Annotated in this window: 1 protein-coding gene; it reads right to left on the minus strand. The window is 73.9% G+C overall.

Annotation, left to right across the window (positions count from 1 at the left end; translation table 11 throughout):
* Window positions 1-5: 5 nt before the first annotated feature.
* A complete protein-coding gene (locus ACFRAC_RS30230; protein WP_382934995.1) occupies window positions 6-18,710 on the minus strand; it encodes a hypothetical protein in 18,705 nt (6,234 codons plus the stop codon).
* Window positions 18,711-18,757 lie beyond the last annotated feature (47 nt).

Genomic DNA, 18,757 nt, shown 5'->3' on the forward strand with positions numbered 1-18,757 from the left:
TCAGGTCAGGTCAGGTCGGTCTGCTGGATGCTGTCGCCGCGGTTGTTGATCGCGAGGTAGGTGCCGATGCGCCGGAAGTCGTTGATCACCCCGAACATGCTCTTGTCCGACGGGACGAGTGCCCGCAGCGGGGAGTCGGCCGGCAGCCGGGCGAGGAGCGCCTGCTTGTAGGCGTTGAAGACCTTCGCCGTGTAGCCGGGCTCCATCGCCGCGTTCATCCGGTGGTCGTTGGTCACCGCGATCGAGGCGAGGTCCATCAGGTAGCAGTCGAACAGGTCCGTCACGTCGCCGGACCGCGCGCCCTCCGCTCCGGCGACCGCGTCCCGCTCCAGGATCCCGGCCATCGACACGACGATGTCGCGGTAGATCCCGTGGCGGGTGCTGCTGGGGAACGCCGCCATGATGTGGTCCGCCTGGCCCGCGTTCTCGGTGTTCATCGTGCGGGGGGTGCGCAGATCGGTCAGGCCGGGTACGGCGAGCGGCACGCCCGCGAACATCTCCTCCTCGTCGGGGATGCTCCTGTTCCGGGAGGCGAGGGGGTGCAGGCCGATCTCATGGGCCAGCATCCCCATGATGTGGCCGATGCCGTACTTCTCGAAGTAGTAGCTCGCGAGGTTGATGTCGACCCCGGCCTCGCCTCGGTCGATCACGTCGGCCGGGGTCTCCGTGGTGCGCAGATGCAGGGTGATGCGGCAGGGGCGGCCGCCGACGTACTCCCGGATCGTGTCGTGCCTGCGCAGCAGGTCGATGATCCGGACGGCCTTGGCGAGGTACCTGTCGTCCGTGGACCTCAGATTGGTGAACGCGAAGTTCCCCGGGGAGGGGTCCGCCGAGGTGTTCGGCTCCTGCTGCATCCGCGCCGGGACCCCGTCGGCCGCCGCGGGGTCGACGTCCCGCTCGGGCAGGGAGACCGGGTCCACCCAGACCGACGTGTGCGGGACGGGTACGGCCGCGGCACGGGCCGCGTCCCAGGTCGGCCGGGTGTCCGCCGCCGGGGCAGGTGTGACGTCCCCGACGAGGGCGCCGAGCAGGGCCAGGTGCCGGTCGCGGAGGCCGCCGACGGCGAGTGAGGAGTCCTCGGGGGGCTCGTTCGGAGCACCCAGCAGGCTGCCCGGTACGTGCGGGCGGTGCGGGGACGCCGCGTCGCGGTACTCGTCGCGCAGGCCCAGCTGGTGGGTGAGCTCGTGGACGAACTGGACCGGGTCGGCATCGGCCCACCAGGTGTTCTGGTCCATCGCCCGGTCCCGGCCCACCAGGTCCACGGTCAACTGCGGGCCCTCGGACGGGTCCACGTGCTCGACGGTCACGTGCAGGCGGTCACCGTTCGGCAGACGGTGGGCGGGGGCGTTGAGGAACTCGCGCACCCCTGCCGCGAGCCGTTCGCGCACCCGCGAGGCCTCATCCTCCGGGCCCCGGATCGCCAGGCGCACGGTGAGGTCGGTGACGGTCTCGCCCTCGTACCGGAAGCGCCGTGCGTCGAAGCCGGCCCGCACCACGAAGCGCGGACGGCGGTCGCGCGAGCGGGGTGTGACCGCGCGGGTCTGCTGCGGAAGCGGGTCCGTGCCCTGCGGCAGACGGGGTCGCGCCCCGTCCTCGACCAGGGGCTGCTGGATGCTGTCGCCGCGGTTGTTCGTCGCCAGGCTGGTGGCGAGCTGGGCGAAGTCGCGTACGACGCCGAACAGTCCCTTGTCGGCGGGCAGCAAGGGGCGGGCGGGGCTGTCCTCGGGCATGTGCTGGGCGAGCAGGGCCTTGTACGCGTTGTAGACCTTGGCGGTGTTGCCGGGCTCCTTGGCGGCGTTCATGCGGTAGTCGCTGGTGATCGCGATGGACGCGACGTCCATGAGGTAGCAGTCGATGAGGTCCGTGACGTCCTTCGCCTTCGCACCCTCCACGCCCGCCCGCGCGGCCCGGGCCAGCATGTCGGCCATCGTCAGGACGATGTCGCGGTAGATCCGGTGACGGGTGCTGCTGGGGAACGCCGCCATGATGTGGTCCGCCTGGCCCGCGCCGTCCGTGTTCATGGTGCGCGGAGTCTTCAGATCGGCCAGCCCGGGCACCGGGAGCGGAATGCCGTGGAACATCGCTTCCTCGTCCGGGATGTCCCGGTTGCGGGAGGCGAGCGGGTGGAGACCGATCTCGTGGGCCAGCATCCCCATGACGTAGCCGATGTCGTACTTCTCGAAGTAGTAGCTGGCGAGATTGATCTGCACGCCGTCGTCGCCCAGGTCACGTACGTCGGCAGGCGTTTCCGTGGTGCGCAGATGCAGGGTGATGCGGCAGGGGCGCCCGCCAATGTAGTCCCTGATCGTCGGGTGGTCCCCGAGCAGTTCGATGATGCGCACGGCCTTGTCGCGGTACCGCTCGTTCGTGTGCTTCAGGTTGGTGAACTCGAAGGTGCCGGACTTGAAGGGCGTGAGCGTGCCGTCCTGCGGCACGCGGGCGGGGACGCCTATGCCGGTGTCGCCCGGCCGGGTCCCGGGCAGGGAGACCGGGTCCACCCAGACCGACCGGCGGGGAACCGGTGCGGTGCCGGTACGCGCCGCGTCCCAGGTCTGCTCCTCGTCCTGGGGGTGTGGGCTCGGGGTCACGGGTCCGATGAGCGCGCCGAGCAGGGCCAGGTGCCGTCCGCGGAGGCCGGAGGGGGTGAGTGACGCGTCGTCGGGCCGCTCGTCCAGCGCCCCGAGGAGGCTGCCGGGGATGTGGGGGCGGTGCGGCGCGTCGGCGTCCCGGTACTCGTCGCGCAGGCCCAGTTGATGGGTGAGCTCGTGGACGAGCTGGACCGGGTCGGCATCGGTCCACCAGGTGGTCTGGTCCATCGCCCGGTCCCGTCCCGCGAGGTCCACGGTCAGGTGCGGGGAGTCCTCCGGCCGGACGAGTTCGACGGTGACGTGCAGCCGGTCGCCGTTGGGGAGCCGGTGCCCGGGGTTGTTCAGGAACTCGTGCACGCCCGCGGTGAGCCGGTCGTACACCTGGGCCGTCTGTGCGTCGGTGCCGCGCAGCGCGACGCGGACGGTGAGGTCGGTGACCGGTTCGCCGTCGTAGGAGAAGCGGCGGGCGTCGAAGCCGGAGCGCACCACGAAGCGGGAACGGTTGTCGCGTCGCCGCTGTGGTGTACCGGTCGGCGGCAGGGCCGTGCCGGCACCTGTCTGAGGAAGGCGCGGGCGGGCTTCTTCGTCGGTGGCGGTGGCGTCGGCGGTGGCGGTGGCGGTGGCGGTGGCGGTCTGGATGCTGTCGCCCTGGTTGTTGAACGTGAAGCTGGTCCCGAGACCGAGGAAGTTGCCGGTGACGTTGTACCAGCTCTTGTTCGGGGGCAGCAGCGGGCGGACGGGGCTGTCGTCGGCCAGCTGCGCGACGAACATCTCCTTGTAGGCGTTGTAGACCTTCGCCGTGTAGCGGGGCTCCCAGGCCGCTTCCTTGCGGCGGTCGTTGGTGACCGCGATGGTCGCCAGGTCCATGAGGTAGGTGTCGATCAGGTCGGTGACATCCTTGGCCTTCGCACCCTCCTCCCCCGCCTGGACGTCCTGGGCCAGCACGCCCGCCATCCCCACGACGATGTCGCGGTAGATCCGGTGACGGGTGCTGCTGGGGAACGCGGCCATGATGTGGTCCGCCTGGCCTGCGCCCTCGGTGCTCATGGTGCGCGGTGTCTTCAGGTCGGTCAGGCCGGGTACGGCGAGCGGCACACCCGCGAACATCTCCTCCTCGTCGGGGATGCTCGTGTTCCGGGAGGCGAGCGGGTGCAGGCCGATCTCATGGGCCAGCATCCCCATGATGTGGCCGATGCCGTACTTCTCGAAGTAGTAGCTCGCGAGGCTGATGTCGACCCCGGCCTCACCCCGGTCGATCACGTCGGCCGGGGTCTCCGTGGTGCGCAGATGCAGGGTGATGCGGCAGGGGCGGCCGCCGACGTACTCCCGGATCGTGTCGTGCCTGCGCAGCAGGTCGATGATCCGGACGGCTTTGTCGCGGTAGGTCTCGTCGGTGTGCTTCAGGTTGGTGAACTCGTAGGTGCCCGACCGGAAGGGGGTGAGGGTCGCGTCCTGCGGCATGCGCGCCGGGACCTCCGCCGGACCGGTCCGGGGCAGGGAGACGGGGTCGACCCAGACCGACCGCCGAGTGACGGGCGTGGCGGCCGTTCGCGCCGCGTCCCACGTCCCGCTCTCCTGCTGCGGTTGGGGCGTCACCTCGCCGATCAGGGCACTCAGCAGCGCCAGGTGCCGGTCGCGGAGGCCGGCGGCGGTGAGCGAGGCGTCCTCGGGTGGTTCGTCCAGGGCACCGAGGAGGCTGCCCGGGACGTGGGGGCGGTGGGGGGAGTCGGCGTCCCGGTACTCGTCGCGCAGGCCGAGCTGATGGGTGAGTTCGTGGACGAGGTGAGCCGGCGACGCGTCCGCCCACCAGGTCGTCTGGTCCATCGCCCGGTCCCGGCCCGCGAGATCCACGGTGAGGTGGGGTGAGTCGTCGGGGTCCACATGCTCGACGGTCACATGCAGCCGGTCCCCGCCGGCCAGCCGGTGCCCGGGGTCGTTGAGCAACTGCCGTACGCCTTGGTCCAGTCGGCGGCGTACCTGCTCGGCCTGGTCCTCGGGGCCCCGGATCGCCAGACGCACCGTGAGGTCGGTGACCGGCTCGCCTCCGTACGAGAAGCGGCGCGCGTCGAAGCCGGACCGCACCACGAAGCGAGGGCGGTGGTCGCGTGGGCCGCGTGGGACCGGCGGGGTGGCGGTGGGCTCGCCCGGACCGGACGACGCGGTCCGCGGCAGTCGCGGGGATGTGCCCGGCGCCGGGGAGTCGGGCAGGTCGTCGGTGTCCATGGCCTCGTCGCCGGACTCGTACTCGGACGAGGACCCGGCGGGGTACTGCTCGCGCGTCCCCTCGGTCCGCTCGCCCTGGAGTACGCCGCCCTGGTCGAGGTAGGCGCCGATGTCCTCCGCGTTGTCCCTGATGTGCTGCACCAGGTGCGGCCGTTCCCGCATCCACCGGGGCATGCGCCAGCCGGGGAAGAAGATGCCGTGGGTCCCGGACGCCTGGACGCGGTGGCCGAGCGGGCGTCCGATGTGTTCGTTGACGGCCTGGTAGGCGAGGTCGCAGGCGGCGCAGGCCATCTTGAACCCGCCCAGCGGCAGGGTCCGGGGCGCGTTCGGGTCGCCGGGGTTGTTCTCCCAGTGGGCGACCCAGTGCCCGAGGAGGGTGAGTTCACCGTGCTCGGAACCGTGTTCCCCGGGTGCCGGGGTCCCGTCCCGGCCCGCCACGTTGAGGATGCGCGGGTTCGCCAACGCCCGTTTGACGAGGTCGAGTTCGGGTGAGTCAGGATGGTAGAGGCGGTACCAGCCGGTGGCCAGGGCCCGCAGCTTCGCACGGTCCCGGACATCCCGCGCGACACCGGGTCGCCGTCGCGCCAGCCACCGTTCGTCGCCCCGCCAGTGCTGCCGCTCCGCCCTCAGACGCCGCTGCTCCTGCTCGGCGGCCGTCTCGTCCGCCAAGAGCGTGTTCCACTGCTGCTCCAGGGTGTCGTCCCACTCCCCCGTTTCGTACTGCTGCTCCAGCCGCGTCCGCAGGCCCGCCTGTTCGGCGGTCCGGTCGGCGAGGTCCCGCTCCTCCTGGTCGAGCCGGGCCGCCCACTGCCGGTGGGTCTCCTCGTCCCTGGACCATTGCTCGAGCTCCCGCACCCGCTGGGTGCCGCCCGGCTCCTGTCCGGTGACGAACCAGCGCAGTTCCTGTTCGACCAGGGCGGCCTCGTCGGCGGTGAGCGCCTTCGCGCCGGTGTTGCCGGCGATGCCGAGCGAGCCGTCCGGCAGCACGGTGACGGCGATGTGCGGGGTGACCTGGGCGTCGGCCTGGCGGTCCGGTTTGCGGAGCACGTCCTTCACCAGGCGGGCGACCCGGTCCAGCATCCGCAATGTCACCTGGCGGTCCCGCTCGGACGTGCCGGGCGGCCTCGTCTGCGTGAAGGGAACCCCGGTCCCGAGGCCGAGTGCCTCCCGCAGCTCCTCGTACTCCTCGGACGACAGCCTGTCGGCCTGCTCCACCAGGTCCAGGGCCTCGGGCACGCCGATCCCCGTGTGCTCGGTGAACGCGCTGTCGAACGCCACGTCCGGGAGGCCGCCGAGTCGTGCGTTGCGCCGCCGGACCACGTCCAGCAGGGCGTCCGCCCTCAGCTCGGGCTCCTCCAGCAGGGTGGCGAACTCGACTGCGAACGGGTGTTCCGGGTCCGTCTCGACGGCCTCCCGCTCGCTCTCGGAGCCGGAGTCGAGGTCCATCTCGACGTCCGAGTCCGCTTCCGCGTCCGTCGCCCCGCCCGCCCCCGACAGTGTGTGGAGCTCGTACGCCTCCTCCTCGCCGGGCACGCCCGGGAGGTCACCGCCGGTCCGCGACGGGACGGCGGCCGGGTCCCTGTCCGGGTCCGGTACCGCGGGGCTCGGCGCGGGTGCCGGGGTGCGCGGGAGCAGCGGGACGAAGTCGCCGCCGCGACGCCGGAGTCGAAGGTGCGGGCCTGCTTCGCCGGACGGGCCGGGGTAGGTGTGGGCGGTGCCGTCCTCCTCGACGAGGGTGAGGGTGGTGCCCGTCGCCGCGGCGGCCCACTCGGCCACCGCGCGGTCGGCCCCGGGGCCCCAGGGAGCCTCGGCGAGATGGCGGCGCAGGTGGCTGTCGCGGGCGTGCCGGCTCGGCGCGGGCGCGCCCGGGCGGACGACGAGGGGCGGGGGCGCGAAGAGCGTGTCACGCTCGGCGCGGGCGCCGGGCAGGCCGTTCAGGCGCATCAGCTGGGCGGGCGGCATGTCGGCGCGCCGGCGCAGTCGTCCCGCTTCGTGGTGGTTCAGGCCGGGCTGTCGGGACGCGTGGTGCAGGGCGGTGGAGAGCGCGGCGAAGAAGCCGTTGCCGCGGCCGGTGGGTGTGCCCTGGGTGTAGGTGGCGCCGTCCGGTGCGGTGAGGACACCGTCGCGGTCGAGACGGTAGCGCGGGCCGGTGCTGTCGGCCGGCGGGTGCCAGGGCGGGGTGGCGTGGCTGCGGTGCGCCGGGGCGGGGTCCGGGATTCCGTCGTCCGGGGTGGTGCCCGAGGTGGTCGCCGTCGCCGGCAGCGCGGTGGCGACCGGGGCGGGGGTTCCGGGCGGGAGGGCGGCGTGGAAGTAGCCGTCGGCGGCGAGGAGGACGGGATCGGTGGCGGGGTCGACGGCTGCCGGGTCGGTGCCGTGCGGGAGGAAGCGCTGTTCGCGGCCTTCGCCGGTCACGACGATCAGCGGGGTGCCGAGAAGCCGGGCGGCGAGGGCGGGCAGCAGGTCGGCGCCGCCCTGGTCGCCGGCGCGGCGTTCCGGCGGGGCGGGGTGTGCGGTGTCCGCGGCCGCGGTACCGCCCTGCGGCGGCTCGCTGGTGAAGGGCCGGAGCAGGGCGGCGGTGGCGAGCGCCACGCGTTGCCCCGGGGTAGGCCAGAGTGTCTGCGGGAGGCGGCCGAACGCGTCGAACTCGGCCTGCTGGGCGGGGGTCAGCCGCACGCCCGCGAAGGCGAGTTCGTCCTGGGTGAAGGTGTCCGCGGCGTCGAGGGCGAGGGCGTCGAGCAGGTCCTCGTTGCGGCTCTCGCCCAGTTCCCAGGCGAGACGGTCGCGGGCGGCCCGGACGGCTTGTTCGGTGATGGCCGGATCTCCGGGAGCGGCGGTGAACCGGGCCGCGAGGCCGGTGCCCAGGAGGTGGGGCAGCCGGCCGCGGTCCTGGGCGACGGCGATGAGCGCGTGGAAGAACGAGGCGCCGTCGTGCGGCATGTCGTGCACCTCGCGCACCAGCGTGCCGTCCGGCGAGGTGAGGGTGCGCGGGGCGGAGTCGGTGGCGTCGGTGATGCGGTACGGCTCGGGCGCCTCGGAGCGCCACGCCGGCTCGGTGTGCTCCTGCGCCCGGTCCGGCACCGGGACGGACGCGCGGCCCTGGTGGTGGGCGGTGAGGCGGGAGGCCGCGAGGTGCAGGCGGTGGTGGTCCGCGGCGGCGGAGTCGGTGTGCGCCTGCCAGCGGCGGACCTCCTCGCGGGCGGCCTGCCAGGCGGCGACGGCCGGCGACTGGGCCACGGCCTGCGGCAGGACGGTCGGCCGGTCGGGGTCGTCGTCGCCGAGTGCCGCCCGCTCGTGCGGGGTCAGTGCGAGCCAGGTCTCCCGGGCGCGGGCCCGGGCGTCGTAGTAGCCCTTCTCCGCAGCGGCGAGGTCGCCGGCCGCCTTGGCCATGGCGTCCCAGGCCGCGCCGACCTCGTCGGGGAACGTGGTGTCGTCCAGAAGGCCGTAGTCGCGGGCGATGTCCTCGCGCAGCCAGACCAGGGCGGTGGTCTCGGCCTCGGCGGCGCGTGGGCCACGCTTGGCCTTTCCGAGCGCTTGCAGGGGGCGGCTGTCGGTGAAGTGGTGGTCGACCTCGGCCACGGTCAGCCAGCTCACCGGAATCGCGAAGAGCATGCTGCGGTCGGTGACGACCTTCAGATGGGTGCCGAGGGTGGTGTCGACGGTGCCCTTGAGGGCGGTGCTGTCGTTCGCGCCGCCGACGGGGACCGAGGCGCCCGGGTTGGTGAGGCCGGCGTTGCTGTTGCCCGCGAGCGGCGAGGTGCCGACCATGCCCTCGACGTTGTCGGTGATGCCGGCCTCCAGCGCGTCGGAGGTCTTGGAGCGCTGCATGGCCTCCATGCGCGGCTTGTTCTCGACGGCGAGGAGCCGGGCACCGGTGCGGTGCATCTTCGCGTAGAGGCGGGAGTCGGCGGTGTGGGACTGGCCGAAGAGGCGGGCGGACGCCTGGGCGGGGAGCTGTGAACCGTTCACGCCGAGGGCCTCCAGGAAGCCCGAGGTGAGGCCGACCTGGGTGGTGGCCTCCTGCTGGGCCTGCGCGGGGGCGGTGCCGGGGCCGGTGAGCGGGGTGAGGCGCGCCATGCGCACGCGTTCGGTGAGAACGTCGCCGGTGTGGCGGCGGCCGAGGTCGCCGTCGCCGAGGCCGTCGGCGCGGGCGGTGGCGAGGGTCAGGGCGTCCTGCACGTTGGCCGCGCCCCGGATGTCCACGGCGAGGATGCCGGAGCCTATGCGGTCGTCGAAGGGCAGCACGTCCGGGTCGGCCCGGCCGGTGCCGTCGTCGCCGGTGCGCCAGGCGGCGACGCCCTGCGGGCAGGCCTGCTCGGCGCTCAGCATGGTCACGGCGCGCTCGGGTTCGGGCACGTCCTCCTCGGTGAGCATGCCGTCGGTGCCGTCGTCGGTGGGGGTGAGCAGGGCGGCCGGGACGATCTCGTTGAGGGTGCCGACCGATGCCACGGCGCGCGGGGACAGGCGCTCGCCGGTCGCGTCGGTCATGGTGACGGTCAGGATGTAGCTGGTGGCGATCTCGGCGTGCGCCTGGGTGGTGGCGATGTTCGGCATCGAGGTGTTGCCGGTGGTCTCGGTCCGGGTGCCGGCACGCTGTTTGGCGGCGGTGCCCTGGAGCGAGGGATTGGCGAGGAGGATTCCGCTCTCCGCCGCGCGCTGCCCCGCGGCGAGGGTGACGTCGGCGCCGCGGTCCTGGGAGGAGCTGCCGGAGTTGTCGCGGCTGGTGGTGCGGTAGTCCTCCAACTCGAAGCCGGTGCGCAGCCGTTCGACGGTGGTGGTGCGCGGGGTCAGGGTGAACCGGACCTGTGCCGGGCTGCCGCCGACCGGCAGACGGCTGGGGTTGCGCCAGGTGCGGTGGCGCACCGGCAGGGTCATTCCGTCGGTCGTCAGCTCGTGCAGATGGGCACGCAGGAAGTCCGGGGAGAGCCGCTGGAGGACCTGTTCCCGGTCGTGGGAGGGAACGCCGATCCTCGTCATCCGCTCCATGAGCTGCCGGGCGGCATGACTGGCGTCGAGCCGGCCGCTGGGGTGGCCGGGGAAGCGGCGGCCGCGCAGGAAGGGGGGCACGCGGTAGCCGCGGCCGAGGTTGCGCGGGGTGGTGGTTCCCAGACCGTCCGGGGCGAGCCCAGCCTCGATGACGTCCTGCATGGGCAGATGGAACATCACCGCGTCGCGTACCCGTTGCAGGGCGGCGGCGGCGCGGCGCGGGGCGAGTGCGCGCCCGAGGCGCCCGGAAAGGCGTCCGGCGGCGGAGCTGATCGCGGTGCCGGCGCGGGTGCCCACGGTGCCCATCGCCGCCGTCCAGCGGTCCCGTACGGCGATGGTCTCGGTGGCGTCGGCGACCACCAGGTACATCCGGCCCGCGTAGGTGAGGGTCGTGTTCCGTCCCCGGGTGAGGGTCTGCGCGACGCTGCGGCCCTTGCCCCAGGCGTACTGGAGCGCGGTCGAGTAGGAGCCGACGACGGCCGGTCCGCCGGGGGCCTGCTGGAGCGGCATGTCGGCGCCCTGGACGCCGAGGGTGGTGTGCGACACGGTGCTCGCGCTGCCGGCCACGCGGTGCTCGTTGCCGATGGTCGCTTCGAGGCTGGCCGCCTTGGGGTCGCTCTTGACCCTCAGGTTGTCGAGTGCGCCGCGGACGGCGGCCTTCAGGTAGTGCGTCTGGAGCGGTCCGGCGCCGTTGAGCCCGGTGATACGGGAGCCGAACGGGCCCAGATACTGGCCGAGTTGACCGGCCACGTGGAGGTCGGCCATGGCCCGCCGCAGTGCGCTGCGCACCGGCGCGCCGGGTGCGCTGACATGCCAGGAGGTGCCGGAGGCGCGGTCGGCCGTGTCCTGCATCAGCTGCTGGCGCTGCGCGCCGCCCTCGGTGCTGAGCACCACGTGCGGGGCGCGCAGCAGCCTGCGGACGAGCCGTTGCCCCGCGGAGTCCGCTCTCGGCAACGGGCTGGTGCCGTCGAGGAGTTGGTCGGCCTCGGCGGCGGAGAGCCGTACGGGTGCGGTCGCCGGCGCCGGTCCGGCGGGGGGCGGGTCGGCGGGTGCGTGGCGGTCGGAGCCGTGCGCGGCGGGCACGGCGAGCTCCACGCGCCCCACGGTCTCGCTGCCCCGCTGGAACAGCGGGCGCTCCTCGACCTTGCTGACGAAGACGCCGGCGCCGAGGAGGCCGAGCGAGGCGAGTCGGGCCCAGCCGCGCGGGCGCCGGTGGCCTTCGAAGGAGGCGCCCAGTTCCACCTGGTAGCTGTAGAGGTCGGCGCCGTTCTGGTAGGTCAGGTGGTCGTGGGTGACCGCGGCGGTGCTGCGGGTGCCCTTCTGTTCGGTCCTGGCGTAGCGGGCGCCCACGGACACGTTGCCGGTCTGGCGGGGCAGCCCCGCCTCGGGCACCTTGTCGTGATCGCGCGGGGATACGCCCACCTCGAGGCCGGCGGACAGGGTGGTGGACGCCTGCTGCCCCTGCCCGGACACCTCGGTGCCGATCACCGCGTTGCGCAGCGAGCGTTCGCTCATGGTGGTCTCGAAGCGGCGGTCGGTGAGTCTCGCCCGCAGGATCAGCGTGTGGTGGCCGCGGCGCACCTTGCCGTCCTCGGTGAGGGTGACCGGGACGCCGGTGCTGGTCAGGTCGTCCAGACTCTGCGCCAGGGTGGGCCGGTTGAGCGCCTCGCGGACCTGCCGGTCGTTGTGCAGCGCGGTCCGCATCCTGCCGTCGCCGTACCAGAAGCGCGCCAGCCGCGGGTGCCGCAGCATCGACGGCGGGACGAAGAGGGACGGGTAGGAGCGGTGCAGCGTGTCGAGGACGGTGTCCGCGAAGACGCGCAGCGGGTCCTGGGCGACGGAAGGCCCGGCGTGGTTCTGGGGCTGGTTCGCCGGCTGATTCTGTCCGCCGTTCGCCACGGCGTTGCCCGCGCGGTCGGGGCGGAAGCCCTCGGCGCGGACCTGACCGCCGAGGTGTACCGGGTCCTCCCGGGTGAGGTACCAGGGCACCGGCGGCTCGGCGTCCGGGTGGGGGCCGGTCCGTCCGGGCGTGCGGCTGTCCCAGCCGGCGAGCCGGCGTGCGTCCTGGGTGGAGATCCAGTCCAGGCTGACCACGCGCACCGGACGCGCCGCGGACGCCGGCTCGCCGGCCTTGCGCACCATGAGGGTGCGCTCCACCCGGTAGAGCGCGACCGGGTGGTTGCGCAGCCGTCCGGTGGTCTTGCGGGCCGCGTCGGTGCCGAGGTGGTGGCCGCGCCCGGAGCTGAGGTCCGCGCGGACCAGCGGCCCGCCCTGGAGGCGTACGTCGGTCTCCGGGCCGACGAGGGTGTGGTTGGGGCCCGCGGTGATCTGGATGCCGAAGCGGGTGTCGCGGACGTGGCCGCGCTCGTTCTGGTACGTGGTCTGCGTGAGGTCGCGCAGCTCCGCCTTGACCGACTCGGCGACCAGGGTGGCACGGTGCGGGATCGACCGCTCGACGACGAGGTGCCCCAGCGGACGCAGGGCGCTCCCCTGGGTCAGCTCGGGTCCGCTGACCGGCCCGGCGAACCGGCCGAACAGGGCGAGCAACCGTCCCGGACGGACGTACGAGACGAGGGTGCGGTGCGCCGAACTGCCGGGCCGGGCACCGGACAGGGCGAGCGCGACGTCCTCGGGCGGGTCCACCAGGTGCAGTCCGGTGGTGTCCGTCATCCGCGGCTCGGTCCCGTCCGGGAAGGTGAGCGTGCGCGGGGCCCGGCGGGGTCCGCCGAACGGCACGGTGAGGTCGTCGGGCAGGCGCCAGCTCAGGCCGTCCCGCACGGCGAAGTGCGCGGTGTGCACCTGGCTGCGCCGCCAGTTCGGTCCTGTCGCGGGCGAGGTGACCGGGCCCGGGGCCTTCGGTCCCTCGGTGACGCGCTCCACCCGTACCCGGTAGTGGACGTCGTCCAGGTGCAGGTGCGAGCCCTCGTGGGCGCGGTGCTCGGTCTGGTCGTACGCCTGGGTGCCCAGGGAGTAGTCGGTGCGGCGGGTCCAGCCCAGCGAGACGCCGATCTTCAGCAGCCAGTTGAGCGGGGGGCCCATGCTCAGCGCGGCGGCGATCCGGCGTCCCTGGCCGACGCTGCGGCCGCCGCCCGTACCGGCCTGGCCGCGCCGCATGGTGTCCACGCGCGTGGTGCCGCCGTGCACGTCGGAGAAGCGCTCCCAGCGGTGGTACGGGATGGCCTCGACGGTCATCTCGTGGCCGACGCCGGACTTCTCCCGGCCCACGAGGCGTGCGCCGCGCGGGGCGGTGAAGGCGCCGGGCTGGTCGGTCAGCAGGCGCAGCAGTTCCGCCTCGTCGAACTGGTCGCGCAGGTTCTTCGGCAGCTGCCCGAGGATCTCCTCGGCGACCTGCTCGGGCGAGCGCAGGGTGAGCACGCCGGGGCCCGCGAAGAGACCGGTCGGCCGGCTTCGGCGGGTGGCGTCCGCACGGGACGCCGGGCCGCCGCCGTCCGGGCCGGGGTCGGCGCCCGGGTCGATGAGGACGGTCGGCAGCCGGCTGCCGTCCTCGAAGGTGACGGTGCGGGGCGGCGGGCCCGGCGGGCGGGCGTCCGGGCCGGTGAGCAGGCGGGCCGGGCGGTGCCGTTCGAGCTGTGTCTCCAGCGGCACCGGGTCGCCCCGGTCGGGGGTGTCGGTGGCGGGGCTGTCGAGGTCGGTGACCCCGCCCATGCCGCGCAGCCATTCGGCGAAGGGGTCGTCGCCGTCCGTCTCGCCGGTGGCCGGGGCCTCGGGCGTCGTGCCGGTGCCGGGCACGGGGGCGAGCGGGGCGGTGGCCGGGATCAGGGCGTCGTAGTGGTCGGTGCCGTTGTAGGCCAGGTGCAGGGTGCCGCCACGGCCGCCGGGATGGAGGGGGGTGACGAGGGTGGTGGCCGGTGCGTGCGGGTCGGCCTGGACGAGGCGCAGGTCGAGGTCGAGGGTGTGCGCCAGCGCCTGCGGGAGCACGTCGGCGAAGGGAGAGGCCCACAGCCCGGCGTGTTCGGCCGCCGCCGCGACGAGTCCTTCGGTGCCGAGCCGTCGTGCGTCGTCCGGGGTGGGCGCGATCTGGGCGAGTTGCGGGTAGCCGCTGTCCCTGAGGATGCGCCGCCACCGCCGGGCGTCGCCGTCCTCGACGACGGCCTGCGCGATGCCGTTCCAGCGCTGGGTGATCCTACGCTGCGCGTCGGGGTCGCGTACCCCGGCGAGCGCTGTCATGCGCAGGTCGTCCACCACGGCGAGCACCGGGTCCGGGGTGGCCTCGGCCGCCGCGGCGGCCAGTTCGGAACCGGCGATCCGGTCACGCAGCAGGCCGCGCAGCCCGGCGACGTTGCGCGCCGCCCACGGGGGTGGGACGTCCTGGCTGCGCGCGCTGTCGAGCAGCGCCCGGAACAGGCAGTTCCCGCCGCCCGGTGTATCCAGCCGCCTGAAGGTCCGGCCGTCCGCCCGCACGTGCTCCGCGCTCGTGGTGTCCTTGCTGAACAGGGTCAGGTCCTCGGCGAGGCTCTCCGGGCGGCTCGGCGCCGGAGCGAGGTCGGGCCTGCGCCGGGCGAGTTCGGCGGTGTCGTCGGCGCTCAGGGCCAGCTCGGAGAGCGGCAGCGGAGTGCCGGAGAGCGACCAGGTGATCTGCGCGGACGGCGCGTAGGTCAGTCCGCGCACGTCGTCCGGGGAGACCAGGGTGTCCGGCGGGAGCGCGGGAGGCGGCGGGGGCAGCAGGGCGTCGAGGGTCGTGTCCGGTCCGGCGGTGCCCCGCAGCTCGGCCGCGGCGCGCAGAAAGTCCGTGTACTGGTCCGTCGTCGGTCCGGCCGCCGGGTCGACCGCGACGCCGGGCCGGTCGCCGACCATCCGGCGCAGCAGGTCCGGTGTCATCCGGCCGTCGCCGTAGCGGGCCGCGGTCTCGGGGTTCAGCCAGCGCAGACCGTCCACGTACGCCAGCGCCGCGAGCAACTCCCGGTTCTCCGGACGCTGTTCGGCGTCCGGACCGAGGGCGTCGCGCAGGGTGCGGATCTGCTGGAGGGTACGGGCCCGGGCGAAGGCGTCGGCGGGGCCGGGGCCCGAGTGCAGACCGGCATCGCGGGCGAGAGCGTCCAGGTCGGCGCCGCCGGGCTCCGGAGTGAACAGCCGCCAGCGTCCCGGCCCGTCCGAGCCCTCGGTGAGCACCGCACGGACGTCGCCCTTCCCGTCCCGCGCCGTGCCCACCTCGGTGGTCGGCGCGTACACGGGCCGTCCGGTGCGGTTCGCCACGTGCTGGGCCACCGGCAGCCCCGCCACGTGCGGCTGCCGTCCGGTCTCGCAGGAGAACAGCACGAGGGGGCGGGACCGGTCACCGTCCCGCGCCCAGGACCTGAGCACCTCCCCGAGCTGCACACCGCTGACCTTGACGGCGGGGCGTGCGGCGTCGTCGGTGCCGAGTGTGACGGTACGCGGAGTGCCGTGCCCCACGAAGTAGTCGGCGCCCTCGTCGGTGCCCGCGCCGGGCAGAGCGGTCGATGGGCCGGTGAACACCGTGCGGGTCGGACCGGACGGAGTCGGCCCCGACATGGTGCGCACCCCGCGGAAGGTGTCCTGGTCGAGCAGCGCCCGGCGGCGCGTACCGCGCGGCGTCCCGTCGTCGGCGGGGTCCTGCGAGACGGTCAGCGTCCGTATGGCACGTCCCGGCCGCGGTTTCACGGCGGTCTCCGGCACCCAGCGGCGCAACTGGGCGAGCGGAACCGTGTGGCCGTCCAGGGTGGTGACCACGGATTGACGGGCCGGGGTGCCGCCGTCGTCGGTGGGCTCCTTGTGCCCGGCGCCTTCCGCGGGCCGCACAATGACGCGGCCTCGCGGTGGCTGGGCCCCGGATGTGTCCGGTGTCGCCGGTGGAGGCGGGGGCGGGGTGCCGTCGGCGCCGGGCCCGCGTCCGCCACCGGTACCGGGTGCGTTGCCGCCGGTTCCGTCGCTCTGCCCCGACTCCAGGTGCAGGTCGGTGGCCGTGTCCGTCCAAGGAAGGGACAGGGTGGCGAACTTGGCCGCGGCGGGGACGCCGGAAACGCCGCCGGGATCGAGGGCGGTGCCCGTGCCGCGCGGAGGCGTAGGCGACTCCGTGAGCACCTTCTCGGGGGGTGGGGCGGCGGTGGTGCTCACCGGGCCGCCGCTGTCGGTCGTGGCGGTCGTGGCGGTGCTCTGGGTGGCGGGGCGGGGTGCCGGGCCGAGCGCGTCGGCGAGTGGCAGGAGGACGTCGGCCGCGGGGAAAGCCGTCTCCGGGGTGACCATGCTCGCCATGGGGCCGTCCGCCGTGGGGCCGTCCGGCGTGGGGCCGTCCGGCGTGGGGCCGTCCGGCGTCGGCAGGGAGCTCGTGAGCGGACGGACGCGGACCGGAGCGCCCGGCCCCTCCCGCGTCAGCTCGACGGCGGTGCGCGTCGGCCGCCCCGCCCCGTCGGGCGTGACCGCCGGCCCCAGTACCACGGCGCGGTCGGCCCCGGCGCGGTTCAACAGGCCGGCCGCCTCCGGCGAACCCTCCCCGGGCGGCGGCACCTCCGAGACGACGATCGTCAGCGGCGGAGCCTGGGACACGTCGCCGGTGCCGGCGTAGGACCCGGTGGTGCTCACCTTCGGCGGAGCGCCACCGAGGTCGGCGTCCGGGGTCAGGAAGTGATCGGAGGAAGAGGGCGGCCCGGCCGGGAACGCGGCCTCCTGGGAGGAGGTGCTGTACGGGGAGACGGTGCTGTCCGGGACGGACGTGGTCTCCGCGGAGGCGGAGGTTTCCGAGGTCACGGCGGAGACGGAGGTTCCCGAGGTCACGGAGGGCTGTGCGGAGCCGTTCTGCGCGTGGTGCGGGCCGTCCTGCACCGGCGTGGTGTCCTGCGCATGGTGCGGGCCGTCCGCCACCGCCGTGCCGTCCTGCGTGGCGCGTTGATCGTCCGACACCGTCGTGGTGTCCGACGTGCGCGCGCCCTGGGGCTGCGAGCCGGAGGAGGCGTGAGGGCCGGGGGCGGTCTGGGAGCCGGGGGCGGTCTGGGAGCCTCCTGGCGCGGGCGCACCACCGGGCCGGGCGCCGCCGGTGCCTGAAGCGGGCGCCTGCTGGGAGCCGTTGGACGCGACGGGGCTGCCGCCGGCCTGGCCCGGAACTCCCTGCCCGGCCGAACCGTCGGCGTCACTCTGGACAGTCCCGTTCGAACCGCTGTTGACGTCGATGCCCGGCGACCCCGTCCCGCCGACCGCGTCCTCCACCGTCGTCGCCGTGCCGAAGCCGTCCAGGGCCCGCCGGACCTCGTCGGCGGCGACCTGGACCGCGGGTCCCTCCCCCAGGGGCACCACCCGGACCTCGGGCACCTGCGAGAGGGCACCGTGGACGGTGTCGCGGACGTCGATCTCCGCTGTGCCGGGCGGTTGGGCGCCGCGCAGGGCGGCGATGTCGTGCAGGGCCTGCTCGCGGAGGCCGGCGGGTCCGTTGTGGACCTGCTGCCACAGGGCGTTCTCGGCGGCCGACGTGGGCAGCGGGCCCGGGGAGTACGCCGGGGGGTCCTGGGGGGTGTAGGGCGGAGGGTCCACGCTCGTGTACGGCGGCGGGCCGTCCGCGGTACGGACCGGCGGGGGCGTGCGCGTGGAGCCGCTGTCGCCCGTGAGGTCCGTGTCCGGGGCACCGCCGGCGGGGCCCGGCCCGTCGCCGTCCCGGGTGCCCGAAGAGTCGGCGGTGTCCCGGGTGCCGGTGTCCCGTGTGTCGCCGTCGCCGGTGGAGACGGTGGGCGGCTGATGGCGCAACTTGTCGATGACGTGGCGCAGTTCGGCACCGCTGTTGAGGGCGGTGTCGGTGAGCGTGGCCTCGACCTGGCTGCTGATGCCCGCGCCGACGAAGGTGGACCAACTGGTGGACCAGTCGCCGTCGAAGGCGCCCTTGATCAAGATCTCCGCGAGCGCCTCGCCGGCGCCGGCCGCCAGGAAGTCGGACGTGCCCTTGATGCCGTAGTGACCGGCCAGTGCGCCGGGACGGTCGGCGTTGTCGCGCAGGATCCGGCTGTTGCGCCACAGGTTCGGGTTGTTCCGGAAGGAGAGCGGGCCGTTGTTCCGGAGGGTCAGTGGCGGGGTGTGCGGGACGCCCGGGCCATTCGCCTTCGGGCCGGGGTCCGGCCGCTCCTTCGGGGTGGGCCCGGGGTCGGGGTCCGGCTTGGGGCCGGGGCCGTGATTCCCGAACTCGGGGTTCGGGGTGTTCTTGAGGTGGGGGTTGGGCTTGAAGTCGAGGTCGGACCCGTGCTTGAGGAAGGTGCTGTCGTAGCTCCTGACGATCTTCTTCGCGATGTCGTCGAAGATGCTGGTGAGAAACCCTGCGGCGGCGCCGAACGCGGCGGACTTCAGGATGTCCTTCCAGTCGAAGCCGTCGGGGCGGCGGCCGTTCGGAGCGAAGTTCATCATCGCCAGCCGCACCGCGAAGGTGGTGAACGCCTCGGCGAACGCCTCTGTCAGCGAGGGCGCCAGGTGCAGCCGCTGGAGCAGGCGGGTGAGCGTGGTGAGGATGAGGAAGCGGCTGCGCAGCTTGGCCATCATGATCTGGCTGGCCGAGGCGCCGCCGGTGAAGAAGGACATCGCCAGGTAGATGGCGATCTCGATGAGCAGCCGGATGACCTCGGCGATGACCTGCCACTTGGACTCCATGATGTCCATGGAGGTCTTGCGCCGACCCTCGGCGATCTTGTCGAGTTGTTCGGCGAACTCGCGGAGGTAGTTCTTGCCGCCGTCGTCGATGAGCATGCCCATCGCCTTGGCGTACGACTTGGACAGGTCGTCCGGCATCACCTCGGCGATGTCGTGGACGGACTTGTCGATCAGCGAGGACAGCCGGTCCACCTTGCGGCCCAGGCCGGAGTAGGGCCGCCGGCTCTCGTAGGCGAGGTCCTCGTCGGCGTCGATGAGCTTCTCCCCGGTGAGGATGAAGATCATCGCGTTGACCTCGGGCGATGCCTTGATGCTCATGGCCTGCCGTCCCGGGAGCAGGACGGAGCGGCCGCTCCCGGGGTGGT

The organism is Streptomyces sp. NPDC056628, from assembly GCF_042792555.1.
In the GTDB taxonomy this organism is placed as follows: Bacteria; Actinomycetota; Actinomycetes; order Streptomycetales; family Streptomycetaceae; genus Streptomyces.

What these genes read in the sequence shown, in the direction of transcription:
- ACFRAC_RS30230 (WP_382934995.1), bottom strand. Translation starts at nt 18,710, where the DNA reads ATGAGCATCAAGGCATCGCCCGAGGTCAACGCGATGATCTTCATCCTC.